The following is a 26,355-nucleotide window of genomic DNA, read 5'->3' on the forward strand; positions in this document are numbered from 1 at the left end:
TCAGCGATCCGGCTTGAAGACCCCGGGCTCCAGCTCGTGGCGCCCCAGCAGCTTGTAGAAGTCGGTGCGGTTGCGCCCGGCGATGCGGGCCGCCTGGGTCACGTTGCCCTCGGTGATCTTGAGCACCTTGATCAGGTAGCTGCGCTCGAAGGCGGCCCGGGCATCGTTGAAGGTGGGCAGGGCACTGTCCTCGGCGATCAGCGCCTGGGAGACCAGGGCCTCCGGGATGATCGCAGTGCTGGTCAGCGCCACGCACTGCTCCACCACGTTGACCAGCTGACGCACGTTGCCCGGCCAGGCGCTGGCGGCCAGCAGGTTGAGCGCCTCCGGCGAGAAGCCCTTGACGAAGGGCTTGTGGCGCTCGGCCGCCTTGGCCACCAGGTGCTTGGCCAGCAGCGGCACGTCCTCCGCGCGCTCCTTGAGGGCCGGCAGGCGCAGGTTGACCACGTTGAGGCGGTAGTAGAGGTCCTCGCGGAACTCCCCCTCGCGCATGGCGCGGTCCAGGTCGCGGTGGGTGGCCGAGATGATGCGCACATCGATGGGGATCGACTGGGTGGAGCCCAGCGGGCGGATCTGGCGCTCCTGGAGGGCGCGCAGCAGCTTCACCTGCAGCGGCAGCGGCATGTCGCCGATCTCGTCGAGGAACAGGGTGCCACCGTCGGCGGCCTGGAACAGACCGTTGTGCTCGCTGACCGCCCCGGTGAAGGCCCCCTTGGCATGGCCGAACAGCTCGCTCTCCAGCAGCTGCTCCGGCAGGGCCCCGCAGTTGATCGCCACGAAGGGCTTGTCGGCGCGGCGGCTCACCCGGTGGATGGCGTTGGCCAGCAGCTCCTTGCCCGAGCCGGAGGGGCCGGTGATCAGCACGCTGACGTCGGAGCCGGCCACCATCCGGGCCTGCTCGAGGATGCGCTCCATCACCGGGCTTCGGGTGATGATCTCGGCGCGCCAGGCGTCGTCCCCTTCGAGGGCGGGGCCGGGCGCCTGAGCCAGGGCCTGGTCGATGGCCGCGAACAGCTCGTCGCGGTCCACCGGCTTGGTGAGGAAGCTGAAGACGCCCTGGCGGGTGGCGCTGACCGCATCGGGAATCGAGCCGTGGGCGGTGAGCAGGATCACCGGCAGCCCCGGTGCCTGGCGCTGCACCTCCTGGAACAGCGCCAGGCCGTCCATCTCGTCCATGCGCAGGTCGGTGAGCACCAGTTCCGGGCGATCGAGCTCCAGCACCTTGAGCGCCTCGCGGCCGCTCTCGGCGGTGGTGACCCGGAAGCCGCGGCTCTCCAGGCGCATGCCCAGCAGCTTGAGCAGGCTCACATCGTCATCCACCAGCAGGATATGCGGGCCGGTGGAGCCGCGCGGGCCCGGCGCCACGCCGCCCGCCATCCGGACGCCCTGGGTGTGGGCCTGCAGGTGCAGGGAGGTCGCGTGTTTCACGGTCGTTCTCCTGTCATTCGGTCTGCTGTCGCAGGTTGATGCTCTGCTCGATGGCAGTGAGCGCCTCGAGCTTCTCGGCCAGGTCGGCGTTCTCCTCCTCCAGCGCCGCGCGGCGGTTCTCGGCAGCGGCCAGCTCGCCCCGCGTACGCTCCAGGCGGCCGACCATGGCGCGGCGCCCCTCCAGCTCGTTCAGCCAGTAGCGCAGCAGCGGCTGCAGCTCCACCGGTGCCGCGGCGAGGTCGGCCTTGAAGAGCTCGGAGGCCTGGTCCCACTCGCGCTCGTTGCCCCAGGCAAGCGCCACGGCACGGGCCAGGCGACGCTCGTTGGCGTTCCCCTGGAGCCGGGTGAGCATGCCGTCGCGCCAGGCACGGTCGCCACGCTGGGAAACGAGCCCGAAGGCCACCCAGTCATGCAGCAGGCACGCCTCGTCGTCGAAGCCGGGAACCTCGGCATGGCAGCCGCTGACCGCCGACGCCGCCGCACTGAGCGCGGGCCGGGACGGCTGGGCAAAGGGCGATTGCGGAAGCAGTTCGCAGCCGGCAAGCCAGAGCACACTCGCACAGGCCAGCAGGGGGCGTAGTCGCATGAGGGTCAGTTCCTTGCATGGTGGCCCGCCTCCAAGGCGGGCATCCGGGAATGGGGAAGCGCCTCGGTCGGCATCCCGAGCGGCAGGGTCAACCGGAAGCAGACCGCCAGGCGGTCATCCTCGACCAGCTCGAGCCGGCCATGTTGGAGCCGGGCACAGTCGGCGGCCACCGAGAGGCCGATGCCGGACCCCTTGAGCGGCCCCTTGCGTCGGGCGCGGCCCTGGTAGAAGGCCTCGAACAGCCGGTGGCGGTCCTCCTCGGCGATGGGGTCGCCGCTGTTGGCCACATCCACCTCCAGCCGGTCGCGCAGGCGCTTGGCGCGAATCTCCAGCTCGCCGCCATCCGCCCCGTAGGCGATGGCGTTGGAGATCAGGTTGTCGAGGATGCGGGCGGTAATGGTGCGATCCAGCGACCACTCCAGGGGGGCGTCGAAGCAGGTCACCCGCATGCCCTTGCTGGAGAGGGCCAGGCGATGCTTGGCCAGCACCTCCCGGATCACCACGGTGATGTCCAGTCGCTCCGGGGCAACCTGGCGGTTGTGCTGCAGCAGGTTGTAGTCGAGCAGCTGCTCGATCAGCCGCTGCAGCTCGGCACCGCTGGCGTCGATCAGCCCGAGCACCTCGAGCTGGCGCGGAGTCAGCTCGCCGGCCACGCCGTCGGCGAGCAGCGCCGTTCCCTCGCGCACGCTGGCCAGCGGCGTCTTGAGCTCGTGGGACATGTGGCGCAGGAACTGCTGCTTCTCGGCCTCGAGCTCATCCAGCCGCGAAGCGAGCCAGTCGAGGCGCTCGTCGAGCTGGACCAGCTCGGCCGGCCCCTGCACGGAGCGTGTCACCTCGCGCGGCGCCCCGCTGCCGATGCCCAGGATGCGCCGCTCGAGCTGGCGCACCGGGCGGATGATCAGCCAGGTGAAGAGCAGCATCAGCACCAGGCTGGCCGAGACCAGCGCCGCGGTCTGCAGCCACAGCCGGGTCTGCACCCCCTCGGCGCGCTCGCGGATGCTCTCGATGCGGATGTCGATATGGCGGTTGGTGGCGCGCCGAATCGCCTCGGTGCGTTCGGCGAAGGGGGGAAACAGCACCAGCTGCTCGCGAAACGCCTCCAGGGGCAGCTCGGGCAGGCGCTCCAGCACCTCCAGCTGGCGCTCCAGCACCGCCACATCGGGCTCCTCGCCGAGCAGCAGGCGCTGGTGCGCGAGAATCGCCCGATACTCCTCGAGGCGCTCGGCATAGATCTCGAGCAGGCTCTCCTGCTCGACCACGGCATACTGGCGGGCGCTGCGCTCCATTTCGAGCGCCAGGGCCCCCAGGGTGCGCGCACGGCGGGTCTCCTCCACCGCCTGGCGGGCACTGACATCGGCCAGGCGCGACAGCTCCGAGAGCGCCTGGCCGGCCTGGAACATCAGCACGCCAAGCGGCAGCATCACCACGAGAAAGGCGAGCAGCACGAGCTGAAACAGTGAACGGGGGCGCCAACGACGCGTTACACGAGTAGTCATGTCCAGCGTTCTTTGCAGGATGAATCGGGGCAGAAAAGCAGGAGATACCGCCATCTTCTTGACCTGTAGGATACCAGAGTTCTGCCAGCCGACGCGGCACCAAACTTCCTGCTCGCTTCCCGCCAGCTGCCGGTTCGGCGAGCACGAGGCGGGAAAAAAAAGGGCCGGCGGAGCCGGCCCAAGTACGCAGGGAACTGAAGGGTTTGGAAAGTGGGCCAAAGGACCGCCTGACCGGTACCGTCGACACGCTTTCCGTGGGCCCTGAGGCCCCGAAGCCATGTGGATCCCTTCGCCGCCAGGGGCTGGCTCCACATGCGGGTGGCGTACCATGGAATGGCGCACCGCCCTGCTTCGTTCCTGGCACCACCGCCTCGGCCGGACCGATGGCGATGCTGCGCGATTCGATCCCCCCGGAGGGGGAGAGGCATCCATGCCAGGGCATCCTTGCCCAAAGTGGTACACGTCCTTGACTGCGTCGGTACCCGTCTCATCGCAACCTTGAGTCACACATCGCTAGGAGCAGACGCTGATCGCCTTGGGGGGCCGGGCGCACAGGGCAGTGATTGCCCGAACTCCCTTGGCGATCGAAAGCGGTTCGAGCCGTAGTGAACCGCTTCCGTTGCTCACCTAGACTATTGCGATTCACGTGCCATAAATGACAACAACCATTATAAATCAAATAGTTAAAAACGATGCGACCGAGGGGAAACGGCCAGGAGAGGGAAACGGGGCCCTCAGGGGGCCCTGGAGGGCATTTTTCTGTTGCCAGTTGGCGACGTCTTTGATCGCAAAGAAAAATACTCCTTTATAATCAAGTGCTTTTGATGTCACCCTCTGGCGACATCGAAACCCGGGGCGACGCAGAAATGCGACGCCCCGGCTTTCGGCCAGCGGTCTGGCAGGGGGAGATGGCGCCTCAGCCGCGCCCGGGGGCGAGCGGCTTGACCAGGATCTTGGACTTGCGCGCGTGGTTGTAGGTGTCGCGCTTGAGCGGCGGCAGCGCGTCGATATCGGCCAGGCGGAAGCCGTGCTCGAAGAACCAGTGGGTGGTGTGGGTGGTGAGCGCGAACAGCGCGGCCAGGCCGAGGCGCCGGGCACGCCGCTCGACCTCGGCGAGCAGCAGCTCGCCGCGGCTGCCGCCGCGATAGTCGCCATGCACCGCCACGCAGGCCAGCTCGCCCATGTCGGCGGCGTCGAAGGTGTGCAGGGCGGCACAGGCGATGATCATGCCGTCGCGCTCGATCACCAGGTAGTCGTCGATCTCGTGCTCGAGGCGCTCCCGGGAGCGCGGCACCAGCATGCCGCGGTGCTCGAGGGGCTCGAGCAGCTCGAGCAGGCCGCCGATATCGGCCAGCTCTGCCGGGCGCAGCTGCTCGTAGCGATGCTGGGTGATCATGGTGCCCACCCCGTCGCGGGTGAACAGCTCACCGAGCAGGGCGTCATGGTCGTGCCAGGAGAGCAGATGCGTACGCGCCACCCCGTGGCGGGCGGCCTGGCAGGCCGCCTCCAGGTGGCGGGCCAGCTCGCTGCCGGCCAGCGCCTGCCCGAGCAGCGGCTCGGCCTCGCCCGGGGTGAGCTGGCGCTGCATCTGGCCGCTCTGGTCAAACAGGCCGCTGGCCTCGCCGAGCAGGATCAACTTGTCGGCGCCGAGCGCCATGGCGGCGTGCTGGGCCACGTCGGAGGCGTTCAGGTCGAACACCTCGCCGGTGCTGGAGAAGCCCAGCGGCGGCAGCACCACCAGCGAGCCTCGCTCCAGCAGCCCCTGAATGGCCGCGGCGCGCACCCGGCGCACCTCGCCGCTGCGGTCGAAGTCGACCCCCTCGCGCACCCCCAGCGGCTTGGCCATCACCAGGTTGCCGGAGACTGCGGTGAGCTCGACGCCGTGCATGGGAGTGTTGGGCAGCCCAAGCGACAGACGCGCCTCGAGCCACAGGCGCTGCTCGGCGGCGACCCGCTCGATGCAGGCCATCACCGCCTCGTCGGCGATCCAGCGCCCCTGATGCAGGCCGGGCGAGATGGCGGCCTCGTCCAGGGCCTGCTGCACCTGGGGGCGGATGCCGAACACCACCACCAGGCGCACGCCCAGCGTGTGCAGCAGCGCCAGGTCCTGGATCAGCTGCTCCCCTCGCCCGCGCGCCATGGCCTCGCCCTCGATCAGGATGACGAAGGTGCGCCCGCGGTGGGCGTTGATGTAGGGCGACGAGTTGCGGAACCAGTCGACGAAGGGGAAGCGTGTGTCCAAGAACCTCTCTCCAGGGGCGATGAATGCGGGGAAGCGAGAATCGAGAATAGCAGAGCCGCGAAAGCCGCGGCACCACCGCCACAAGGACAAGGCCCGCGCGGTTGCGCGGGCCTCACCTCGGGGCACCTCGCCGGGGCGGCCTAGCCGAAGATCCCGTTGAAGGTGAAAAAGAACAGGATCGACAGGCCGGCGCCGGCCGGCAGGGTGATCAGCCAGGACATCACGATGGTGCCGATCACGCTCAGATTGAGCGCGGCCATGCCGCGGGCCAGGCCCACCCCCAGCACCGCCCCCACCAGGGTATGGGTCGTGGAGATCGGCAGGCCGGTGCCCGAAGCCAGCACCACGGTGGTGGCGGCGGCCAGGGTGGCGGCGAAGCCACGGCTGGGGGTCAGCTCGGTGATGCCGGTGCCCACGGTGGCGATCACCTTGTGGCCATAGGTGACCAGGCCGAAGACGATGCCGCCACCGCCCAGCATCAGCACCCACCAGGGCACCAGGGCCGCGCTGTCGATCACGCCGTCGCTGCGCACCACGCTGATCACCGCGGCCAGCGGGCCGACGGCGTTGGCCACGTCGTTGGAGCCGTGGGCGAAGGCCATGGCACAGGCGGTGAAGATCATCAGCACGCCGAACACCCGCTCCACGTTGCTGAAGCCGAAGTGGTCATCGGCGCGCCGCTCGTACTTGATCCGCCGTTGCAGGGAGATGCCGGTCCCCATGATGACGGCGCCGATCAGCAACGAGAAGAGGAAGCTCTGGCCGAAGCTGAGGTCGAGGCCGACATGGGTCAGGCCCTTGGTCAGGGTCACCATGGCGACGATGAAGCCGACCAGGAAGGTGTAGACCGGCACGTAGCGCTTGGCGGCGGCGAAGGGGTCGTGGGACTCGAAGATCAGGTGCTGTACCGACTTGAAGAGCACGAAGGCGATGGTGCCGGCCAGCAGCGGCGAGACCACCCAGCTGGAGGCGATGGTGCCGACCCGGTTCCAGGCGACCGCCTCCATGCCGAGCCCCACGGCGCCGAAGCCGACGATGGCGCCGACGATGGAGTGGGTGGTGGAGACCGGCCAGCCCTTGGCGGAGGCCACCAGCAGCCAGATGGCGGCGGCCAGCAGCGCGGAGAGCATGCCGTAGACCAGCAGCTGGGGGTTGGCCTCCAGCAGCGCCGGGTCGACGATGCCGCCGCGGATGGTGGCCGTCACCTCGCCGCCGGCCAGCCAGGCGCCGAGGAACTCGAAGATCACGGCGATGATGATCGCCTGCTTGATGGTGATGGCCTTCGAGCCCACCGAGGTGCCCATGGCGTTGGCGACGTCGTTGGCACCAACGCCCCAGGCCATGAAGAAGCCGAAGAGGCAGGCCAGGATGATGAAGATTTCGCCGTGCTGCGCGATGATCGACATAGGGAGTGGTTTCCTATGTGGCTTGTCGTGAGTGGCGTGTGGGTGGCAGGCCCTGGATCGGCGGGCCGGAGGGAGGGGAAAAGGGCTCAGCGAGCCGTCAGGATCTGCAACCGGCTGCCTACGCGCTCGGCGCGGTCGGAGAGTTCGCCGACCCAGTCGATGATCTTGTAGAGGAAGATCACGTCCACCGGCGGCAGCTCGCTCTCCAGCTCGAAGAGCTGGCGGCGAATGGCCACCTGCTGGCCATCGGCCTGCTGCTCGAGCACGTGCAGCTGGCGGATCAGGCGCTGCATCACGTCGGAGACATTGCGACCGAAGCCGGACTCCAGCAGCGCCTCGAGCTCCTCCATGGCCTCCCGGGCCTGGGCCACGCAGGCCACCGCGGTGCGCATGTAGTCGCGCATGGCGCCGGCCAGGGGCTCGGGGATCTGCATGGTGCGGCCGAGCATGATGCCGGTGATGTCACGCACCTTGTTGGCCATCTTGTCCTGGACGCTGATCAGCTCCAGCAGGTCGGTGCGCGAGACCGGCAGAAAGAGGGTGTTGGGCAGGTTGAGGCGCAGCTCGGTCTTGAGCTCGTCGGCCTCGTGCTCCAGGCGCGTGATGGTCTCGCGGACCCTCGCGGCCTCTTCCCAGTCGCCGGCCAGGGTGGCCTCGAAGAAGGGCAGCAGCTGGTCGGCACACTCCTGCGCCTTGACGATATGCGCCAGCAGCGGCTGGAATGGCGAACGACCGAACATGGCCGAGAAGGGGTTGGGGGTAACCATAGGATTCTGTCGGCTTGGCAAATGGCGGCGACAGTATAGAGGGCACCCCTGCCAGCGTCATGGAAAAATCATCCAGAATTCATCGACACGAGGTGGCACCGCCATGAGTCATGAGATAGAGCTGAAGCTCGCCCTGGGCCAGGAGGGCCCCGCGGCGCTGCGCCGCCACCCCCTGCTGGCGGGCCTCGCCTGCGAGGTGCAGCACCTCGGCAACACCTACTTCGACACCCCCCAGGGCGACCTGGAGGCGGCCCGCATGGCGCTGCGCCTGCGGCGGCTGGACGGGCGGGTGCTGCAGACGGTGAAGACCCGCGGCGCGGGCGGCGGCGGGCTGTCGCGCCGCGGCGAGTGGGAGTGGGAGGTCCCCGGGCCGGGGCTCGACCTGGCGGGCCTGGCCGGGCTGCCGCCGGCCGCGCTGGGCGACGAGGTGCTCGCCCGGCTCGAGCCCCGCTTCACCACCGACTTCCGCCGCGAGACCCGCCTCATCGATCACGCAGGTGCCCGCATCGAGGTGGCCCTGGACGAAGGCGAGATCGCGGCCGCCGGCCGGCGGGTGGCCATCCGCGAACTGGAGCTCGAGCTCAAGGAGGGCGAACCCGAGGCCCTCTGGTCGCTGGCCGAGGCGCTGGCCAGCGCGGTGCCACTGCGCCCCGCGGACACCAGCAAGGCCGCCCGGGGTGGCGCCCTGCTGGCCGGGGCCTGGCGGCTGCCCGAGGGGGGCACGCCCAGTGCCTGGCTGCATCGCGCCGTGGTGGCCCTGGATGCCCTGGCCGACAGCGACGATGACACCTGGCGCCAGGCGGCCCGGGAGGCCCTCGCGCGGCTGGCCGAGGCGAGCAGCGACCGCGGAGGCGACCGCGGCGACGCGGCGCGAGGGCTGGCCGAGGCGCTTGGCGATCCGGCCTGGCTGACCCCGGCGTTCGGCCTGGCCATGGTGCGCCTGGCCCGGAGCCTGCCCGCCGACAACGCTCTCGCCTGACCCTGCCCCTTCGCGAACCGGCTCAAGGAAAAGCGCCATGAATCTCGAGTTCAAGCCCGGCGGGGAAGGCCTGCGCACCCGCGCCTTCCAGATCATCTTCGAGTCGGACACCCCGGCGGCCAAGGGCTTCGATATCGCCCTGATCGTGGTGATACTCGCCAGCGTGCTGGTGGTGATGCTCGACAGCGTCGAGGCCTATGCGGCGCGCTGGGGGGAGCTCTTCTTCTGGCTGGAGTGGGGCTTCACCCTCGCCTTCACTATCGAGCTGGCGGTGCGGCTCTACTGCCTGGATCGGCCGATGCAGTACCTGAGGAGCTTCTACGGGGTGGTCGACGTCATCGCCGTGCTGCCCACCTGGCTGGCGCTGATCATCCCGGGCGCCCAGGCCCTGCTGATCGTGAGGGTCCTGCGGGTGCTGCGCATCTTCCGCATCCTGCGGCTGATGCAGTTCGTCGGCGAGGGGCGGCTGCTGGTGGAGTCGCTGCGCCGCGCCCTGCACCCCATCTTCCTGTTCCTGATCACCGTGCTCTTCCTGGTGACCATCTTCGCCTCGCTGATCTACCTGATCGAGCCCGCCGAGGCCGGCTTCACCAGCATCCCCCAGGCCATCTACTGGTCGATCGTGACCCTCACCACCGTGGGCTACGGCGATATCGTGCCGGTCACCCCGCTGGGCCAGGGGCTCTCGGTGATGGTCATGCTCACCGGCTACTCGATCATCGTGGTGCCCACCGGGGTCTTCTCGGCCGAGGTGATCCGCTCGATCCGCCAGGAGCGCTACTCCGACGAGGCGTGCCCCGGCTGCGGCCATGACCAGCACGAGCGCGGGGCAAGGTACTGCATGAAATGCGGCACCTGGCTCGACGAAAAGACGCCGGACCCGCACCTCTCCGAGGAGGAGCAGGCGGCCTGGTGGGAGGCTCGGGGAGGTGACGAGGAGGCGCAGGGCGAGACGCCGCCGGGCTGACCCGGCGGCGGCCATTACTCGCGGAAGGGGGCGACGTCGCCGCGCCCCTCGCGCAGGATCGTCGGCGGCAGGTCGCGCAGGTCCACCACGCTGGTGGGCTCCAGGTGGCAGGCGCCACCGTCGATGATCAGGTCGAGCTGGGCGCCGAAGCGGTCGCGGATCTCCTCGGCATCGGTCATCGGCAGCTCATCGCCCGGCGGGATCAGCGTCACGCTCATCAGCGGCTCGCCCAGCGCCTCGAGCAGGGCATGGGTGATGGCGTGGTCCGGCACCCGCACCCCGATGGAGCGCCGCTTGGGGTGCAGCAGCAGTCGCGGCACCTCGGTGGTGGCATGCAGGATGAAGGTATAGGCCCCCGGCGTGTGGGCCTTGAGCAGCCGGAAGACGGCGTTGTCCACCTTGGCGTAGGTGCCGATCTCCGAGAGATCGGAGCAGACCAGGGTGAAGTTGTGCTTGTCATCCAGGGAGCGCAGCCGCTTGATCTTCTCGACGGCCTTCTTGTCGCCGAGGTGGCAGCCCAGGGCGTAGCCCGAGTCGGTGGGGTAGGCCACCACCCCGCCGGCGCGGATGATCTGGATGGCCTGGTCGATCAGGCGCTTCTGGGGGTTGTCGGGGTGAAGCTGGAAGAACTGGCTCATGGTGTCGCTCCCTGTGCAAAGGCCATGCGGATGATGGTGTGACTATAGCGCGCCGACGCAGGCGACGAGCCTGGGGTGGGTCCACACCGGCGGCGTGGCCGTGCGCGGCACCGGGCTCATGCTGCCCGGCGCCAGGTGGCCGCCGGGAAAGTGGAAGTCGCTGCCCAGCGAGGCGTAGAGCTCGCGCTCCTGGAGCTGGCGGGCCAGGTCGCGGGTGGCATCGGGGTTCTGGAAGCCGCTGACCAGCTCGGCGGCCTGCCCGCCCGCCTCGCGGAAGGCATCCAGCAGCAGGCCGCGCTTGCGCCGGGTCAGACCGTGGCGCAGCGGATGGGCCAGCACCGCCACGCCGCCCGCGGCGACGATCCAGGCCACCGCCTCGCTGAGCCCCGGCCAGTGAGACTTGACGTCCCCGGCCTTGCCATCGCCCAGGTGCTTCTTGAAGGCGGTGGCGACGTCGGGCACCAGGCCCGCCGCCACCAGCGCCCGGGCGAAGTCGGGCCTGCCCAGGGGGCGCTCGCTGCCGGCCTGCTCCCGGGCCCTGGCCAGGGCATTCTCGAGGCCTAGCTTCTCCAGACGCTCGGCGATCTTGAGCGCCCGCCGCTCGCGCGCCTCGGCCTGGGCCGCCAGCCCCTCGGCCAGGGGGCCGCGCACGCCCTGCGGCAGCAGCCCCACCACGTGGATATTGTGGCCGCGCCACTGGGTGGAGAGCTCGGTGCCGGGGATCAGGGTGAGCCCCTCCCGCGCCGCCGCCGCCGCGGCCTCTGGCACCCCGGCCAGGGTGTCGTGGTCGGTCAGCGCGACGTGGGTCAGCCCCCGCGCCTTGCACAGCGCCAGCAGCGCCTCGGGCGAGAGGGCGCCATCCGAGGCGGTGGAGTGCATGTGCAGGTCGATGGTGAGCGGTTCGGGGTCGCCCTCGAAACGGGCGGGAAGTGGGGACATTGGCATGACGCCGGCTGGGGACTTTGTCAGAATGGCTTTCCATGGTGCGCGCCAGGCCCTGCGCGGTCAATCGCAGGCGCATCCTGCAGCGCCAGCCGTCCAACCCGAGGAAACCACTGCCATGCTCTATGCCATCATCAGTGAAGACGTGAACAACAGCCTGGAACGGCGCCTGGCCGCCCGCCCGGATCACCTGGCGCGCCTCGAGCTCCTGCGTGACGAGGGCCGCCTGGTGCTGGTCGGCCCCCACCCGGCCATCGACAGCGAGGACCCGGGCGAGGCGGGCTTCACCGGCAGCCTGGTGGTCGCCGAGTTCGAGAGCCTCAAGGAGGCCCAGGCCTGGGCCGACGCCGACCCCTACATGATCGCCGGGGTCTACGCCAGGGTCACCGTGAAGCCGTTCAAGAAGGTGATGCCCTGACCCCCTGCCCTTCACGGCACCTTGTCCACAGCCGAGTTTTGCACAGAGGCTGTGGATAAGACTGTTGAAACGCCGCGGACGCTTTTCCCCAGCCGGCATGGGGCGCCGCCGCGGCGCCATTGATCAGATAGTGACCAGCCCTCTCGCCTGAGACCACCCCCGCCATGGAGCTCCCGTGACCGCCGCCCCCGATGGCCTGCCCCCGCTCGCCGCCCTGGAGACCGCTCGCCTCGACTGGCAGCGCGATGACACCGGCGAGGAGGCCCCCCGCTCCGCCGCCTTCGACGACGTCTACTTCTCGCGCCACGACGGCCGCGCCGAGACCGAGCATGTCTTCCTCGGCGGCAACCGGCTGCCACAGCGCTTCGCCGACTGGCAGGCGCGCCGGCCCTTCGTGATCGGCGAGACCGGCTTCGGCACCGGGCTCAACATGCTGGTCGCCTGGGCCTGCTTCGACGCCCATGCCCCGGCGCAGGCGCGGCTGCACCTGGTCTCCACCGAGAAGTTTCCGCTCTCCCGCGAGGACCTGGCCCGGGCGCTGGCCAGCTGGCCCGACCTGGCCCACCGCGCCGAGGCGCTGCTGGCCCAGTGGCCCGAGCCGGTGGCGGGCGTCCACCGGCTGTGGCTCGACCCGCGGGTCACCCTGGACCTGCACTTCGGCGACGCCGCCGAGCGCCTCGCCCTGCTCGATGGCCGGGTCGACGCCTGGTTCCTGGACGGCTTCGCGCCCGCGAAGAACCCCCAGATGTGGCAGCCCGAGCTGTTCGCGGCCATGGCCGCCCGCTCGCGCCCCGGCACCACCTTCGCCACCTTCACCTGCGCCGGGGTGGTCAAGCGTGGCCTGGCGGCGGCGGGCTTCGCCTGGCGCAAGGTGCCGGGGTTCGGGCGCAAGCGCGAGATGCTGGCCGGCGATATCACAAGCCCCCCCGAGGATCCCCGCCGCACCCGCGCCCCCTGGTTCACGCCGCCTGCGGCTCGGCCGCCGCGTCATGTGGCGGTGATCGGCGCCGGCATCGCCGGCGCCAGCGTGGCCGCCGCCCTGTCGCGGCGCGGCATCGAGGTCACCCTCATCGACCGCTTCGACCGGGCGACCCTGGGCGAGACCCACCTGCAGGGGGCGCTCTACGTCAAGCTGGCCGTGGAGACCAACCTCCAGAGCCGGGTCTACCTGGCCGGGCTGCTCCACAGCCGGCGCTGGCTGGCGTGGCTCGACCCGGACCAGCGCCTGTGGCGCCCCAGCGGCGTGCTGCAGCTGGCGCTGAGCGAGAAGGAGCAGGCGCGCCAGGCACGCTTCCTGGCGGGACACCCCCTGCCGGAGAGCGTGGTGCGCGGCCTCGACGCCGAGGCGGCCAGCGCCGTCGCCGGCGTCAGGGTCACCGCCCCCGCGCTGGACTACCCGAATGCCGCCTGGGTCCGCCCCCTGGAGCTCTGCGTTCGCCTCGCGGCAAGCCCGGGCGTGCGCTTCCGCCAGGGCGAGGTCAGGGCCCTGCAGGCGGAGGACGACGGCTGGGCGCTGACCCTGGCCGACGGCGAGCGCCTCGCGGCCGACCAGGTGGTGGTCGCCGGGGCCAGCGAGGCCGCCGCCTTCGCCCAGACCGCCGGCCTGCCGCTGCAGCCGGTACGCGGACAGGTCAGCCAGCTCGCCCTGCCCGAGGGCGCCCCCGCCCTGGAGCGGGTGGTGTGCGCCGGCGGCTATGTGCCGCCCGCGGCGGACGGGGTGCTCAATTTCGGCGCCACCTTCGGCCCCGGCGAGACCGACCCCACCGAGCGCGAGGCCGACCACGCGGCCAACCTGGCCGAGCTCGCCCGCGGCCTGCCCGATTTCGTGGCGGTCCTGCGCGCCGCCGGCGCCGACCTCGCGCCCGAGCGCCTCACCGGCCGGGTGGGCGTGCGGGCGGCGAGCCCAGACAAGTCACCCTACGCCGGCCCGGTGCCCGACGCCGAGGCGTGGCGGGAGGACTACGCCGTGCTGGCCAAGGACGCCACTCGCGTCCCGGACGTCTCCGGGCGCCACCATGCCGGACTCTGGATCAGCAGCGCCCACGGCTCGCGAGGGCTCGCCAGCGCCCCGCTCTGCGCGGAGCTCATCGCCTCGCGGATCTGCGACGAGCCGCTGCCCCTGGAGCAGCCGCTCGCCGACCACCTGCATCCCGGCCGGCGGCTGATTCGCGACATCATCCAGGGCAAGTAAGCGAGAGGCGTCAGGAACGGCTCGTGGAGGGGGCCCTACCCCTCTTCCTCGTCATCGGCCAGGTCCCGCCCAAAGGCCCGCCACTGGGCCAGGGTCATCACCTCGGTGGTCTCGGTCTGCAGGTCGTGGGCGATGATCAGCTCGTCGCGCTCGAGCTGGCGCCGGAGCTCCCCCACCCAGCCGCGCATCCCCTCGCCGGTATCGCTGGTGTCATAGCCCTGGCGGGTGACGAAGGCCTCCAGCAGCGCCTCCAGGGTCTCGGCGGGCAGCATGCGGTAAGGCACCTCGATAAAGCGTCCGCTCATGCTTCGCCCTCCTCGTCGCTACCCTGGTGGCTGTCGCGTTCGCCGGCCTCCCAGGCGGCCAGCCGCTCGAGGAAGGCCGCCTCGTCGAGCACCGGCACGCCGAGCTGCATCGCCTTCTCCAGCTTGCTGCCGGCGGCCTCCCCGGCCACCAGACCCGCGGTCTTCTTGGAGACGCTGCCGGCCACCTTGGCGCCCAGCGCCTGCAGCCGCGCCTTGCCCTCGTCGCGGGTCATGCTCGCCAGGGTGCCGGTGAGCACCCAGGTCTGGCCGGCCAGCGGCTGCGGCCGTTCGCCCACCGCCTCCTCCTCCCAGCGCAGGCCGCAGGCGATCAGGTCGTCGACGGTCTCGCGGTTGTGGGGCTGACGGAAGAAGGTATGCACGTGGGCGGCGACGATGGGGCCCACGTCCTCCACTGCCTCGAGATCGGCCTGCTCGGCGCTCATCAGCGCCTCCAGGGTGCCGAAGTGGCGCGCCAGGTTGGCCGCCGTCGCCTCGCCCACCTCGCGGATCCCCAGGGCATAGATGAAACGCGCCAGGGTAGTGGCCCGGGCCTTGGCCAGGGCCGCCACCAGGTTCTCCGAGGACTTCGTCCCCATGCGCGGCAGCTCCGCCAGGCGCTCGGCCTCCAGGCGGAAGAGATCCGCCGGGGTGGTGACCCAGTCGCGCTCGACCAGCGCCTCGATCAGCTTCTCGCCGAGCCCGTCGATATCCAGCGCCCGGCGCGAGGCGAAATGCTTGAGCGCCTCCTTGCGCTGGGCGGCGCAGTAGAGTCCGCCGGAGCAGCGTGCCACCACCTCGCCCTCGAGGCGCTCGATCTCGGCATCGCACACCGGGCAGCGCTCGGGAAAGACGATCTCCCGGGCATCGGAGGGCCGCAGCTCCTTCATTACCCGCACCACCTGGGGAATCACGTCGCCGGCGCGGCGAATGGCCACGGTGTCGCCGATCATGACGCCGAGCCGGGCGATCTCGTCGGCATTGTGCAGGGTGGCGTTGGAGACGGTGACCCCGGCCACCGACACCGGCTCGAGGCGGGCCACCGGGGTGATGGCGCCGGTGCGTCCCACCTGGAACTCCACGTCGTTGAGCCGGGTGGTCTGCTCCTGGGCGGGAAACTTGAAGGCGATGGCCCAGCGCGGCGCCCGGGCCACGAAGCCCAGTTCGCGCTGCAGGCGCAGGTCGTCGACCTTGATCACCACGCCGTCGATGTCGTAGCCCAGCCCGTCGCGCTTCTCGCCGAGGCGCCGACAGTAGTCGATGATCCCGCCCGCGCCCCTGACCACCTCAAGCTCCCGGCTGGTGCGAAAGCCGAAGTCGCCGAGGTGGGCCATCAGCGCGCTGTGGGTGGCATCCCCCTGGGGCGGTTCGATGCGTGCCACCTGGTAGGCGCTGAAGGTCAGCGGGCGGGTGGCGGTGACCCTGGGGTCGAGCTGGCGCAGGCTGCCGGCGGCGGCGTTGCGGGGGTTGGCGAAGACCTTGGCCTCCTCGGCCCGGGCCCGGGCATTCATCGCCTCGAAGCTGGCGTGATCGATGGTCACCTCGCCGCGCACCTCGAGCAGGGCCGGGGGAGCGTCGCCGCGCAGCCGCAGCGGGATGGAGCGCAGGGTGCGCAGGTTGGAGGTGATGCCCTCGCCGGTGCGGCCATCGCCGCGGGTGGCCCCGGTGATCAGCACGCCCTCCTCGTAGACCAGGGAGACGGCGGCACCGTCGAGCTTCGGCTCGCAGCAGAAGGCGATCGCGTCGCCCTCCACCTCCAGCCGCTCCGCCACCCGGGCAACGAAGGCGGCCAGTTCCTCCTCGCTGAAGGCGTTGTCCAGCGACAGCATCGGCACCGCGTGCTCGATCTCGGGAAATCCCGCGTCCGGCGGCGCCCCGACCCGCTGGGTGGGCGAGTCCGGGGTCACCAGCGCCGGATGAGCCGCCTCGAGCTCCTGCAGGCGCCGCAGCCGGCGGTCATAGTCGGCGTCGGTGAGGCTCGGGTCATCGAGCACGTAGTAGCGATGGTTGGCGTCATCGAGTTCGGCGCGCAGGCGCGCCACCTCGTCGAGAAGCGACTGATCGGCGTTGGTCATGGAAAGCGGTGTCTCGATGGTTGGCAGGGCGTCGAGGCGGATGGCCCGCAGCGGGAAGCAATCAAGGCCTGCAAGCTTACCAAAGCAACACCCCCCGGTGGGATGCCGGGGGGTGTCGATGGGGCCTGGCCGATGCCGCTGGTCAGTTCACCTGATAGCGGTGCAGGCGATGGCGGCGCACGAACTCCTGCACGCGCTGACGGGCGAAGCCGACGGTCTGGGCGGTCATCACGCTGTGATTCTCGTCCTTCAGCTCGCCGCCCAGATGACGCACGATCACCATGGCGGTCTCCACCATGGCCTCGAAGGCGGCCGAGGGGTCGTCGGCACCGGGCAGCGGCATCAGCAGGGTGATGCCCGGGGTGCGGAACTCATCCATGGCCTTGATGGGGAAGCTGCCCGGCTTGACCACATTGACCATGGAGAACTGCAGGCGGCTCTCCGGGTCCTCGGTCTCGAAGCGGTGGAAGACTCCCATGTCGCGGTCATAGCGCAGGCCACAGGCCAGCATCAGATCCAGCAGGGCGGCGCCGGAGAAGCCTTCCTCATCACGCGACATCACGCTGATGACGATCAGCTCGCTGGCGGCGCTCAGGGTCTCCCTGGCATGCTCGGCGCTGACATCGTGGCGGAGCGCCTTCTCCAGCACCGGGTGCACGCGCACCTTGTCGCTATTGAGCGCAGGCGCCAGGTCGGGTTCGGGCTCACGGAAGTCATCCGCCTGGGCAGGGTCGTAGTCGTACTCGACGTCGGCGGGCTCGGTGCGGCGGGCGCGGGGCGGGGCGAAGAGCGGGTCGTTGTCGTCGGCCTCGGCGATGGCCTGGGCCTCGAGGCGACGGCGCTCGGCCTCCCGGGTCGCCTGTTCCGCCTCGGCCTGCTCCCGGGCCAGGCGCTGACGCTCGGCCTCCAGGGCGGCCTTCTCGGCCTTCGCCTTCTCGCGGCGCGCCTTCTCCAGGCGCTTCTGCTCACGGCGCTCGGCCAGGGTCTTCTGCAGCGAGGCCCCGAAACGCTGGACGGATGCCCCCACGCGCCTGGAACCACTCTTCAGGGTGTCCCCCATGCCTTCCAGGTCCACCAGCCGGTAGCGTTCGTCATCCTGCGGGTGGCCGTCATGATCGTCGGGGTCGGCGGCCAGGGGCTCGTCGGTGTCGACCGCCAGGACGGCGTCATCGTCCAGGGCAGAGAGGCCCGGCTCGCGGCGCTCGGCCTGTGGCGGTTCGGCACGGGTCGGCTCAGCAGCCTGCGGGACAGGCTCGGCCTTGACGGGCTCTGCCTTGATGGTCTCAGCCTGATCGGGCTCGGCCTGAACGGGTTCCGCCTTGGCGGGCTCGGCCTGGGCGGATTCGACCGGTGCCGCCGCGGCTGGCTCGACCGATGCGACCGAGGCCGCAACCCCGGCAACCGGCTCGTCCTTCCTGGCCTTGGCGACCTTGACCTTGGCGGCCTTGGCATCGGCGGCCTTGGCATCGGCGGCCTTGGCATCGGCGGCCTTGGCATCGGCGGCCTTGGCATCGGCGGCCTTGGCATCGGCAGGCGTGTCGGCAACCCCTTCGCCAACGCCGAGCCCGGGCTCGCGCTTCGCGGCCGGCGCCTCGCCATCGCTACGGAAGGCCTCGGCCTTGCGGCGGAAACTGGCCAGCACGCGGGATGGGCCAGGATGTTCCTGGCGCTCCAGCTTGGGCTTGGGCTGCACCTGGCTGTAGTCCGCGGGCCTGACGACTCGCGCCCCTCCGTTGGGCAATTCCCAGTTGATCTCGGCCTCGCGGGCCTGCTCGTCGGGGTCGGTGCCGCGAGTCTCTTCCGCTACCTCATCGAGGCGGGGAACTCGCCGCTGGCGCTGAAGGCGACGCACCCCATCCACCACGATGAGGGTCACCAGCGCCAACCCCAGGATGATCAGCCACTCTCTAAGTTCCATGGGTCGTCAGCCTTTCGCTTAGGCGCCATGCCTGATGGTTGTCCGTCCATAGCATAGCGCGATCGCCAAAAAAGGGGCCACTTTTTTTATTTGTCAACCCTCCGGGATTTCCTGCCCTGAGTCGACGATGCCCCGCGCAATCGCCCTGCGATGATCCCCTCGCATCCATGCAATGCAGCATTACCACTCTCCTTGTTACCCCTTTTATTCCTCGGCATCAAGCCCGTCAGGCTTCGGCGAGGGCGGCGGCTTCCTCGACATCCACCGATACCAGCCGCGACACCCCCGGTTCCTGCATGGTGACCCCCATCAGTCGATCGCCGGCTTCCATGGCGATCTTGTTGTGGGTGATATAGATGAACTGGACGCTCTCCGACATCTCCTTCACCAGCTTCGCATAGCGACCCACGTTGGCGTCATCCAGCGGCGCATCCACTTCGTCCAGCATGCAGAAGGGGGCCGGGTTGAGCTGGAAGATGGCGAAGACCAGCGACAGGGCGGTCAGCGCCTTTTCGCCACCGGAGAGCAGGTGAATGGTGCTGTTCTTCTTGCCGGGCGGGCGCGCCATGATGGCGACCCCGGTCTCCAGCAAATCCTCCCCGGTCAGGGTCAACCATGCGGTTCCGCCGCCGAAGACCCGGGGGAAAAGCGACTGCAGGCCGGCGTTGACCCGCTCGAAGGTGTCGCGGAAACGGGCCCGGGTTTCCTGGTCGATGCGCCGGATCGCCCGGTCGAGGGTCTCCAGCGCCTCGCTGAGCTCGGCATGCTGGGCCTCCAGGTAGTCGCGGCGTTCGGCCTGCTGGTCATACTCCTCGATGGCCGCGAGGTTGATGGCGCCGAGGCGGCGGATGCGCTCGCCGAGCTCCTCCAGGCGGGTCTGCCAGGCGGACTCGGTGGCGTTGGGGTCGAGCCCCTCGGCCAGCTCGCGCTCCTCGAGGCCCAGTTCGCGCAGCTGCTCGTCCTGGGTCTCGGCCTTGAGGTGCAGGGCCTGAACCTGCATGCGCGCCTCCTGGAGGCGTTCGCGAATGCCCTCCAGGCGGCGCTCATGGCCCTGGCGCGCCTGCTCGTCCTCGCGCAGGCGCTCCACCAGCTCAGCGGAGCGGGCACGCACCGCGTTGAGGGCCCGCTCCTCGCGCTCGCGGCGGTCGAGCAGCTCGTCGAGGCGTTCGCGGCGCTCCTCCTCCGGCTCGCGCAGCAGCTCGCGCTCCTCCTCGAGCTCCTCCCGTCGCCCCTGCAGGCGTTCACGGGCCTCGGCGGCGCGCCCCTGCTGTTCGGCGAGGCCGGTGCGCTCGGCGGCCAGGCGCTCCTGCTCGAGGGCCAGGCGCTGCAGCTGTTCGGCCAGGGGGCGCTGGCGGGCGCGAAGCGAGGCGAGCCGCTCTCGGGCGGCCTGCCGCTCGCGCTCGAGCCGCTCGCGGCGCTCGGCGCCCTCCTCGAGCCGCGTCATGGCCTGCTGCCAGCGATCGCGGGCCTCCTCGATGGCGAGCCGCGCCTCCTCGCGCGCCTCGGCGAGGCCAGCGAGCTCCTCGGCCAGTTCGGCGGCGCGGCCCTCCAGGTGCTCCAGGCGGCTGGCCAGCCCGCTCTGCTGCACCGCCAGCTGCTGGCGCTGCTGATCCAGGTCGCGCTCCTCGAGGCGGCACGCCTCCAGGTCCCGCTCGGCCTGCTCGGCGCGTTCCAGCTGCTCGGCCAGCCGCAGCTCCTGCGCCTCCAGGCGAGACTCGACGGCCGCGAAGGCGGCCTCGGCCTCGGCCTGGCGGCGACGGCTCACCAGCAGGGCATCGGGGCCATCGCCCAGCCCGCGATGGCGCATCCAGCCCGCGCCCAGCCAGAGGCCGTCGGGGGTGATCAGGCTCTCGCCGGGAGCGAGGGTCTCGCGCTCGGCCCAGGCGGCCTCGCGGCTCTCGACGCAGCGGATGGTCGCCAGCCAGCGGGCGGCGGCGCCCGCGCCCCGGACGCGGCTCGCCAGGGTGCCGGCGGGCGCCTCGCTCTCGCGCGCCTCGACCAGCCCCAGCTCCGCCGGAGGCGCCGTCAGGGCGGCGGGGTCCAGGGAGGCCAGTCGGGCCCGCAGCCAGGGCGCCAGCACCCAGGACACCGCGGCCTCCCAGCCGTCATCGACCGAGAGGCACTCGCCGAGGCGCGGAGCCTCGGCGAGGCCCAGCCCGGCCAGGTAGGCATCCAGCGCCTCGTCGTGATCGGCCAGCCCGGCCTGGATCAGCGCCTCCAGGGAGGCGAGCTCCCCCTGCAGTTCGCTGCGGCGCTGACGCTGCTCCTCGCGGGCGGCCTCGCTGTCGCGGGCGGCCTCCCGGGCCGCGTCGCGGACCTGCTGCAGGCTCTCGCGGCGCGCCTCCAGGGACTCGCGCCTGAGCTCCAGCTCGGCCAGCCGCTCGGCGAGCTCGGCCTGCTGCTCGGTCAGCGCCGCGATGTCGGGCAGCTCCGCCTGCTGCTGGCGGCGGCGCTGTTCATCGGCGCCGAGGCGCTCCAGGCGTGACTCCTGCTCGCGCAGGCGATCCTGGCCGCGTTCGGCCTCGCGACTCGCCTCGCGCCACTGCTCACTGAAGGCCTCCCAGGCGGCGTCGGCCTCCTCCGCCTCGGGCTCGGCCTCCTCGAGGGCCGCCTCCAGCTCCTCGAGCTGCTCGGCCAGGGCCTCGCGCTCCGGGGTGAGGGTCTCCAGGCGCTCCTCCAGGCGCGCCAGCCGCTCGCCGTCGTCCTCGCCCAGGCGCGCCAGCTCCCGGAGGTCGCGGTGGGCGGCCTCCAGGTCGCGGGCCAGCTGGGCATCGCGGGCGCGGGCATGCTCGAGATCCTGCTCCAGCCTGGCGATGGCGGTGGTGGTCTCGAAGAAGCGCGACTGCTCGGCGTCGAGCTCGGCGGCCAGGCGGTCGTGGTCGACCCGGGCCTCCTCGAGGCGGGTCTCGCACTGGCGCAGCCCCAGCACCTCGCGCTCCACCGCGGTCTCGAGCTCGCCGACGCGGCTCTCCTCCTCGCCCTGGCGGGCGCGCAGGGCCCGGGCGCGCAGCAGTGCCAGCTCGCCCTTGACCCGATGCTCCTCGTTCTTGAGCTGCTGGTAGCGGCGCGCGGCCTCGGCCTGGCGCCGGAGGCGCTCGAGCTGCTTGTCGAGCTCCTCGCGGATATCCTCCAGGCGATCCAGGTTCTCCTGGGTGCGGCGCATGCGGCTCTCGGTCTCGCGGCGGCGCTCCTTGTACTTGGAGATGCCGGCGGCCTCCTCCAGGGTGGCGCGCAGCTCCTCGGGGCGCGCCTCGATCAGGCGCGAGATCATGCCCTGGCCGATGATGGCGTAGGAGCGCGGGCCGAGGCCGGTACCGAGGAAGAGGTCGGCGATGTCGCGGCGGCGACACTTCTGGCCGTTGAAGAAGTAGGAGGACTGGGCGTCGCGGGTCACCACCCGCTTGACGGCGATCTCGGCGTACTGGGCGTAGATACCGCCCATGGCGCCGTCACGGTTGTCGAAGAGCAGCTCGATGGCGGCCTGCCCCACCGGCTTGCGGCCGGTGGAGCCGTTGAAGATGACGTCGGTCATCGACTCGCCGCGCAGGGTCTTGGCGGAGGACTCCCCCATGACCCAGCGCACCGCGTCGATGATGTTGGACTTGCCACAGCCGTTGGGCCCGACGATGGCGGTCATGTTGCCATCGAAGGGCACCGTGACCGGGTCGACGAAGGACTTGAAGCCAACCAGGCGGATCGACTTGAGGCGCATCGGCGACTATCCGCCGAGGCTAGTCGAAGACACGGTCGACCACCACCTCGACGGGCTCGCCGTCGGTGGCGCCCACCGGCACCCCCTCCAGATCGCCGAACAGGTCGCCGGCCTGGGGGGCCGCGTCGCCGCTGGCCGAGACGCGCACCATCAACCGCGCCTCGCGCACCTGGGCGAGGCTCGCCTCCGGCGACATGGCATGGCGCTCGTCGAGGACCACCTCGGTGGGCAGCTCGCCGACCGGGAAGCGGACCACGGCCAGGGGCGGCAGCTCACCCTCCATGTCGCGGGCCACCACGAACACCGTGGCCTGCTCGCCCAGGCGCCCCTCGAGGGCCTCATCCAGGCTCACCCGGACGCGGATGCCGTCCCCCTGGGCCTCGTCCATGGTCGGCTCCCGGGCCTCGGGCTCGACGCCCAGCCGCTCCTGGGCGACGCGGATGCCCTCGCGCAGCGCCTGGCCGGAGGAGGCATCCGACATGCCCGCGATGGCGCGCCGCCAGTAGTCGATGGCGCCCTCGTAGTCGCCGCGGTCGAAGGCCTCGATGCCCAGCACCCCGAGCACCGTGGGCTGGCTGGAGTCACGCTCCAGGGTCTCGTCCACCAGCGCCTGAACCCGGGGGGTCAGCTGGCGGTCGGCGACGAAGAACTCGACCTGGGCCAGTTGACCAAGCAGCGAGGGATGGCGCCCCTCGAGCTCGATCAGCCGCTCCAGGGCGTGGATCGCCTCGCGGCCCTGGCCCATGTCCCGGTAGAGCGGGAACAGCGAGGACCAGACGTTGGGGTTACCGGGCTGGCGCACGGCCTGCTCCTCGAGGCGTTCGATTAGCATTTCGATGGAGCCATCGGGGTGGTTCTGCACCTCCTGCTGCAGTGCGAGCAGGGTGAGGTCGCCCTCGGCCCCCTCGCGCTGGTACCAGAGCACGCTGGCCACCACCACCAGCACCATCACGATCGGCACGGCCAGGCGGCCGGAGGCGGAAGCCTTGAGCGGCGCCCGCTTGAGGCCCTCGGTGTCCTCGAGCAGGCCGCGCTCGAGCTCCAGGCGATCCTCCTCGTAGCGGGCCTGGTCGATATCGCCACGCTCGAGGGCCGCCTCCAGAGACGCCAGGCGCCGCTGGAAGATCGCCACGTTCTGCTCCGCGGTACGGTCGTTGATCTCGTGGTCGCGCTGAGCGTCATGCACGGCACGCGCCCGGCGCAGCGGCGCGACCAGCAGCCAGAGTGCCGGCAGCAGCAGGACGGCGAAGGCAATCCATAACAGAGTCATTCGGTTCTCTCGCGGTTGATCAGGGCTTGCAGACGAGCGCGCTCCTCGGCAGTGAGCGCCTGCGCGGAGGCGTTCTGGCGGGACCGCACGATCAGCACCACCAGCAGGGCAGCGAGCAGCACCAGGCCGGCCGGCAGCCCCCACAGCAGGAAGGTGCGACCCTCCAGGCGCGGGTTGTAGAGCACGTAGTCGCCAAAGCGCTGCACCATGTGGTCGCGGATCTCGATATCGGACACGCCCTCGTGCAGCAGCAGGTAGACGCGGTCACGCATGTCGCCGGAGACCGGCGCATCGGAGTCGTTGATCGCCTGGTTCTCGCAGGTGGGACAGCGCAGCGAGGCCGTCAGGCTTCGGTAGCGCTGCTCCAACACCGGGTCGTCGAACTCGCGCACCTCGATGGCCGCGGCCTGGGCCAGGCCAGCCATCAGCAGCAGGGCGAGCGTCGTGATCAGGTTTCGCATCAGCGCCATCTTTCCACCTCCGGCAGGATCTTTTCGCGCACCTCGCCCGGCGAGATGTAGCCCACGTGGTGATAGCGGATCACCCCGTCGGCATCCACCAGGAAGGACTCGGGCGCGCCGAACACGCCCAGTTCGAAGCCCAGCTCGTTGTCCGGGTCGAAGATATTGACCTCGAAGGGATTGCCAAACTCCTCGAGGAAGCCGAGGGCCTTCTCGCGGGTGTCCTTCCAGCTAATGCCGACCATGCGGACATCGTGACGATGGGAGAGGTCGAGCAGCTGCGGCATCTCGCGCTTGCACTCCGGGCACCACTCCCCCCAGACGTTGACCAGGGTGAGCTCACCGGTGGTCAGCAGCGAGCGGTCCACCCGGCGCTCCGGGTCCTCCAGGGTGGGGAGGTCGAACTCCGGGAAGTCCCGGGCCATCAGCGCCGACTCGCGGTGGAAGGGGTTCAGCGAGAGCCCCTGGTAGAGGAACAGCGATAGCGCCAGGAAGCCGGCCAGCGGCAGCAGCAGCAGCAGACGACGGTTCATGCGGTTGCCTCCTTGCCGGGAGCAGCAGAGGCGGCCTTGAGCGCGGCCTCCTCGGGATCTGGTGCGGCGGCCAGGCGACGATAGCGCTTGTCAACCACGGCCAGCACGCCGCCGATGGACATCAGCAGGCCGCCCAGCCACAGCCAGCGCACGAAGGGCTTGTACTGCACCCGCATGGCCCAGCTGCCGTCGCCCAGGTCCTCGCCCATGGCGACGTAGAGGTCGCGGAACAGGCCGGGGCGAAGCGCCACCTGGGTCATCGGCATGCCGGTGGCGATATAGAGGCGCTTCTCGGGGTTCATGGTGAAGCTGCGCTCGCGGTCACCACGCTGCACCTCGATCACCGCGCGGTCGGCCAGGAAGTTGGGGCCGCGGCGCTCGGTGAGCTCGGTCATGGTGAAGGTGTAGCCGGCGACCTGGACGCTGTCGCCCGGCCCCATGCGCACATTGCGCTCGATATTGTAGTTGGAGACGATCGCCACGCCGACGATGGTCACCGCCACGCCCAGGTGGCCGAGCTGCATGCCCCAGTAGGCCAGCGACAGCTTCTTGAGCCCTGCGCCGAGGGAGCTGGCGTGGCGGGTCTTGTCATAGAGGTCGCGCAACATCGGCAGCACGATCCACAGGGCGGCGATCAGGCCGATGGCCACCGGCGCGCTCCAGCGCTCGGCGAAGATCAGCGGCAGCGCCGCCCCCAGCACCACGGCCACCGCGGCGGCGAGCCACAGCCGTTGGATCAGCAGGCTCGGCGCGGTGTCCTTCCAGCGGGCGATCGGCCCGAGCCCCATGAAGACGCACATGATCAGGGTCAGCGGCACGAACAGCGCATTGAAGTAGGGAGGCCCCACGCTGATCTTGCCCAGGTCCAGGGCATCCAGGATCAGCGGATAGACCGTGCCCATCAGCACGGTGATCGTCATGATCACCAGAATCAGGTTGTTGATCAGCAGCAGGGCATCCCGGGAGAGCCAGCCGAAGCCCACCTTGTGGCTGACCCGCGGGGCGCGCAGGGCGAAGATCAACAGCGACAGGCCCACGGTGATCCCCAGCAGCATCAGGATGAAGAAGCCGCGGGAGGGGTCGTTGGCGAAGGCGTGCACCGAGGTGAGCACCCCGGAGCGCACCAGGAAGGTGCCGAGCAGCGAGAGCGAGAAGGTGGAGATCGCCAGCAGCAGGGTCCAGCTCTTGAAGGCGCCGCGCTTCTCGGTGACCGCCAGGGAGTGCATCAGGGCGGTACCGGTCAGCCAGGGCAGCAGGGAGGCGTTCTCCACCGGATCCCAGAACCACCAGCCGCCCCAGCCCAGCTCGTAGTAGGCCCACCAGCTGCCCAGCGCGATGCCCACGGTGAGGAAGGCCCAGGCCAGGTTGGTCCAGGGGCGCGCCCAGCGCGCCCAGGCGGCATCCAGGCGCCCGCCCAGCAGGGCGGCGATGGCGAAGGCGAAGACCACCGAGAAGCCCACGTAGCCCATGTAGAGCATCGGCGGGTGCAGGATCAGACCGATGTCCTGGAGCAGCGGGTTGAGGTCCGCGCCGTCCGCCGGCATGTGCGGCAGGATCCGTTCGAAGGGGTTGGAGGTGACCAGGATGAAGAGCAGGAAGCCCACGCAGACCAGGCCCATCACGCCCATCACCCGGGCCACCATGTCGCGGGGCAGCTCCCGGGAGAAGCGCGCCGCGAAGTAGCCCCAGCCGGCCAGCATCAGGCTCCACAGCAGCACCGAGCCCTCATGGTTGCCCCATACCGCGCTGAACTTGTAGTACCAGGGCAGCATGGAGTTGGAGTTGTTGGCCACGTTCATCACGCTGAAGTCGTCCAGCATGTAGCTCGCGGTCAGGCAGGCATAGGCGATGGCCACGAACAGGAACTGACCGGCCGCCATGGGCCGGGCATAGGCCATCCACAGCGGGCGACGGGTCGCCGCACCGGCCAGGGGCATCACCGCCTGAACCGTCGCCAACAGCAGGGCGATGACCAGGGCGTAGTGGCCGATCTCGGGAATCATCTTGGTCAGCATGGGAACTCC

20 protein-coding genes are annotated in these 26,355 nt (G+C 70.4%); 4 read left to right on the plus strand and 16 right to left on the minus strand.

Annotation, left to right across the window (positions count from 1 at the left end; translation table 11 throughout):
• From glrR to DER72_RS04720, 6 genes are all read right to left on the minus strand, one after another.
• Positions 1-1,377 carry a two-component system response regulator GlrR gene (glrR, locus tag DER72_RS04695; protein WP_110068979.1) on the minus strand — a complete coding sequence of 459 codons (1,377 nt, stop codon included), beginning with the start codon at positions 1,375-1,377 and terminating at the stop codon, positions 1-3.
• Between the two features lie 64 nt (positions 1,378-1,441).
• Positions 1,442-2,014: a hypothetical protein gene (locus DER72_RS04700; protein WP_110068843.1), complete on the minus strand. Its 573-nt coding sequence runs from the start codon at positions 2,012-2,014 to the stop codon at positions 1,442-1,444.
• Positions 2,015-2,019: 5 nt separating this feature from the next.
• Positions 2,020-3,510 carry a sensor histidine kinase KdpD gene (locus DER72_RS04705; protein ID WP_110068844.1) on the minus strand — a complete coding sequence of 497 codons (1,491 nt, stop codon included), beginning with the start codon at positions 3,508-3,510 and terminating at the stop codon, positions 2,020-2,022.
• Positions 3,511-4,426: 916 nt separating this feature from the next.
• Positions 4,427-5,752 (minus strand): amino-acid N-acetyltransferase, encoded by a 1,326-nt coding sequence (gene argA / locus DER72_RS04710; RefSeq protein ID WP_110068845.1) that lies wholly within the window; start codon positions 5,750-5,752, stop codon positions 4,427-4,429.
• Positions 5,753-5,892: 140 nt separating this feature from the next.
• A complete protein-coding gene (locus DER72_RS04715) occupies positions 5,893-7,158 on the minus strand; it encodes an inorganic phosphate transporter (RefSeq protein WP_110068846.1) in 1,266 nt (421 codons plus the stop codon).
• Between the two features lie 86 nt (positions 7,159-7,244).
• Positions 7,245-7,925 carry a TIGR00153 family protein gene (locus tag DER72_RS04720; protein ID WP_110068847.1) on the minus strand — a complete coding sequence of 227 codons (681 nt, stop codon included), beginning with the start codon at positions 7,923-7,925 and terminating at the stop codon, positions 7,245-7,247.
• A 103-nt stretch (positions 7,926-8,028) separates the two neighbouring features.
• Here DER72_RS04720 and DER72_RS04725 point away from each other — a divergent pair, with 103 nt between their 5' ends.
• Both DER72_RS04725 and DER72_RS04730 read left to right on the plus strand, forming a co-directional pair.
• Positions 8,029-8,904 (plus strand): CYTH domain-containing protein, encoded by an 876-nt coding sequence (locus DER72_RS04725; RefSeq protein WP_110068848.1) that lies wholly within the window; start codon positions 8,029-8,031, stop codon positions 8,902-8,904.
• Between the two features lie 37 nt (positions 8,905-8,941).
• Complete coding sequence (locus DER72_RS04730) at positions 8,942-9,871, plus strand: ion transporter (protein WP_110068849.1); 930 nt, start codon at positions 8,942-8,944, stop codon at positions 9,869-9,871.
• 14 nt (positions 9,872-9,885) lie between these two features.
• On the opposite strand, the gene DER72_RS04735 is transcribed toward DER72_RS04730, so the two are convergent.
• Together DER72_RS04735 and DER72_RS04740 are read right to left on the minus strand one after the other, a co-directional pair.
• Entirely contained in the window at positions 9,886-10,509 is a 624-nt protein-coding gene (locus DER72_RS04735) for an L-threonylcarbamoyladenylate synthase (RefSeq protein WP_110068850.1), read from the minus strand.
• 42 nt (positions 10,510-10,551) lie between these two features.
• Positions 10,552-11,454, minus strand: a complete 903-nt coding sequence (locus tag DER72_RS04740; RefSeq protein WP_110068851.1) for a PHP domain-containing protein — start codon at positions 11,452-11,454, stop codon at positions 10,552-10,554.
• A 115-nt stretch (positions 11,455-11,569) separates the two neighbouring features.
• Here DER72_RS04740 and DER72_RS04745 point away from each other — a divergent pair, with 115 nt between their 5' ends.
• Positions 11,570-11,869 carry a YciI family protein gene (locus DER72_RS04745; RefSeq protein WP_110068852.1) on the plus strand — a complete coding sequence of 100 codons (300 nt, stop codon included), beginning with the start codon at positions 11,570-11,572 and terminating at the stop codon, positions 11,867-11,869.
• 175 nt (positions 11,870-12,044) lie between these two features.
• Positions 12,045-14,060 (plus strand): bifunctional tRNA (5-methylaminomethyl-2-thiouridine)(34)-methyltransferase MnmD/FAD-dependent 5-carboxymethylaminomethyl-2-thiouridine(34) oxidoreductase MnmC, encoded by a 2,016-nt coding sequence (mnmC, locus tag DER72_RS04750; protein ID WP_110068853.1) that lies wholly within the window; start codon positions 12,045-12,047, stop codon positions 14,058-14,060.
• Positions 14,061-14,095: 35 nt separating this feature from the next.
• Here mnmC and DER72_RS04755 read toward each other — a convergent pair whose 3' ends face one another.
• The 8 genes from DER72_RS04755 to DER72_RS04790 form a co-directional block, all read right to left on the minus strand.
• Complete coding sequence (locus tag DER72_RS04755) at positions 14,096-14,365, minus strand: YheU family protein (RefSeq protein WP_110068854.1); 270 nt, start codon at positions 14,363-14,365, stop codon at positions 14,096-14,098.
• Positions 14,362-16,437, minus strand: a complete 2,076-nt coding sequence (gene ligA / locus DER72_RS04760; RefSeq protein WP_110068855.1) for an NAD-dependent DNA ligase LigA — start codon at positions 16,435-16,437, stop codon at positions 14,362-14,364. The genes DER72_RS04755 and ligA overlap by 4 nt, the downstream gene beginning before the upstream one ends.
• A gap of 142 nt (positions 16,438-16,579) precedes the next feature.
• Positions 16,580-18,355 carry a cell division protein ZipA gene (zipA, locus tag DER72_RS04765; RefSeq protein WP_110068856.1) on the minus strand — a complete coding sequence of 592 codons (1,776 nt, stop codon included), beginning with the start codon at positions 18,353-18,355 and terminating at the stop codon, positions 16,580-16,582.
• A 226-nt stretch (positions 18,356-18,581) separates the two neighbouring features.
• On the minus strand, positions 18,582-22,067 hold the full coding sequence (smc, locus tag DER72_RS04770; RefSeq protein ID WP_110068857.1) for a chromosome segregation protein SMC: 3,486 nt from the start codon (positions 22,065-22,067) through the stop codon (positions 18,582-18,584).
• A 19-nt stretch (positions 22,068-22,086) separates the two neighbouring features.
• Positions 22,087-23,337 carry a c-type cytochrome biogenesis protein CcmI gene (ccmI, locus tag DER72_RS04775; RefSeq protein WP_110068858.1) on the minus strand — a complete coding sequence of 417 codons (1,251 nt, stop codon included), beginning with the start codon at positions 23,335-23,337 and terminating at the stop codon, positions 22,087-22,089.
• The gene (locus tag DER72_RS04780) at positions 23,334-23,807 is read right to left on the minus strand and encodes a cytochrome c-type biogenesis protein (RefSeq protein ID WP_110068859.1); all 474 of its coding nucleotides are present in this window, start codon (positions 23,805-23,807) and stop codon (positions 23,334-23,336) included. The genes ccmI and DER72_RS04780 overlap by 4 nt, the downstream gene beginning before the upstream one ends.
• Entirely contained in the window at positions 23,798-24,331 is a 534-nt protein-coding gene (locus DER72_RS04785) for a DsbE family thiol:disulfide interchange protein (protein WP_110068860.1), read from the minus strand. The genes DER72_RS04780 and DER72_RS04785 overlap by 10 nt, the downstream gene beginning before the upstream one ends.
• Positions 24,328-26,346, minus strand: a complete 2,019-nt coding sequence (locus tag DER72_RS04790; protein ID WP_110068861.1) for a heme lyase CcmF/NrfE family subunit — start codon at positions 26,344-26,346, stop codon at positions 24,328-24,330. The genes DER72_RS04785 and DER72_RS04790 overlap by 4 nt, the downstream gene beginning before the upstream one ends.
• Positions 26,347-26,355: the final 9 nt, after the last annotated feature.

It is taken from the genome of Halomonas sp. A11-A, from assembly GCF_003182195.1.
In the GTDB taxonomy this organism is placed as follows: domain Bacteria; phylum Pseudomonadota; class Gammaproteobacteria; order Pseudomonadales; family Halomonadaceae; genus Halomonas; species Halomonas alkalicola.

Excerpts from the sequence above, each read along its gene's own strand:
- DER72_RS04785 (WP_110068860.1), bottom strand. The coding sequence starts at position 24,331 with ATGAACCGTCGTCTGCTGCTGCTGCTGCCGCTGGCCGGCTTCCTGGCG.
- ccmI (WP_110068858.1), bottom strand. The coding sequence starts at position 23,337 with ATGACTCTGTTATGGATTGCCTTCGCCGTCCTGCTGCTGCCGGCACTC.
- DER72_RS04740 (WP_110068851.1), bottom strand. The coding sequence starts at position 11,454 with ATGCCAATGTCCCCACTTCCCGCCCGTTTCGAGGGCGACCCCGAACCG.
- zipA (WP_110068856.1), bottom strand. The coding sequence starts at position 18,355 with ATGGAACTTAGAGAGTGGCTGATCATCCTGGGGTTGGCGCTGGTGACC.
- smc (WP_110068857.1), bottom strand. The coding sequence starts at position 22,067 with ATGCGCCTCAAGTCGATCCGCCTGGTTGGCTTCAAGTCCTTCGTCGAC.
- DER72_RS04755 (WP_110068854.1), bottom strand. The coding sequence starts at position 14,365 with ATGAGCGGACGCTTTATCGAGGTGCCTTACCGCATGCTGCCCGCCGAG.
- DER72_RS04715 (WP_110068846.1), bottom strand. The coding sequence starts at position 7,158 with ATGTCGATCATCGCGCAGCACGGCGAAATCTTCATCATCCTGGCCTGC.
- DER72_RS04725 (WP_110068848.1), top strand. The coding sequence starts at position 8,029 with ATGAGTCATGAGATAGAGCTGAAGCTCGCCCTGGGCCAGGAGGGCCCC.
- ligA (WP_110068855.1), bottom strand. The coding sequence starts at position 16,437 with ATGACCAACGCCGATCAGTCGCTTCTCGACGAGGTGGCGCGCCTGCGC.
- glrR (WP_110068979.1), bottom strand. The coding sequence starts at position 1,377 with ATGGCGGGCGGCGTGGCGCCGGGCCCGCGCGGCTCCACCGGCCCGCAT.
- DER72_RS04790 (WP_110068861.1), bottom strand. The coding sequence starts at position 26,346 with ATGCTGACCAAGATGATTCCCGAGATCGGCCACTACGCCCTGGTCATC.
- DER72_RS04720 (WP_110068847.1), bottom strand. The coding sequence starts at position 7,925 with ATGGTTACCCCCAACCCCTTCTCGGCCATGTTCGGTCGTTCGCCATTC.
- DER72_RS04705 (WP_110068844.1), bottom strand. The coding sequence starts at position 3,510 with ATGACTACTCGTGTAACGCGTCGTTGGCGCCCCCGTTCACTGTTTCAG.
- DER72_RS04780 (WP_110068859.1), bottom strand. The coding sequence starts at position 23,807 with ATGGCGCTGATGCGAAACCTGATCACGACGCTCGCCCTGCTGCTGATG.
- DER72_RS04730 (WP_110068849.1), top strand. The coding sequence starts at position 8,942 with ATGAATCTCGAGTTCAAGCCCGGCGGGGAAGGCCTGCGCACCCGCGCC.
- DER72_RS04745 (WP_110068852.1), top strand. The coding sequence starts at position 11,570 with ATGCTCTATGCCATCATCAGTGAAGACGTGAACAACAGCCTGGAACGG.
- DER72_RS04735 (WP_110068850.1), bottom strand. The coding sequence starts at position 10,509 with ATGAGCCAGTTCTTCCAGCTTCACCCCGACAACCCCCAGAAGCGCCTG.
- DER72_RS04700 (WP_110068843.1), bottom strand. The coding sequence starts at position 2,014 with ATGCGACTACGCCCCCTGCTGGCCTGTGCGAGTGTGCTCTGGCTTGCC.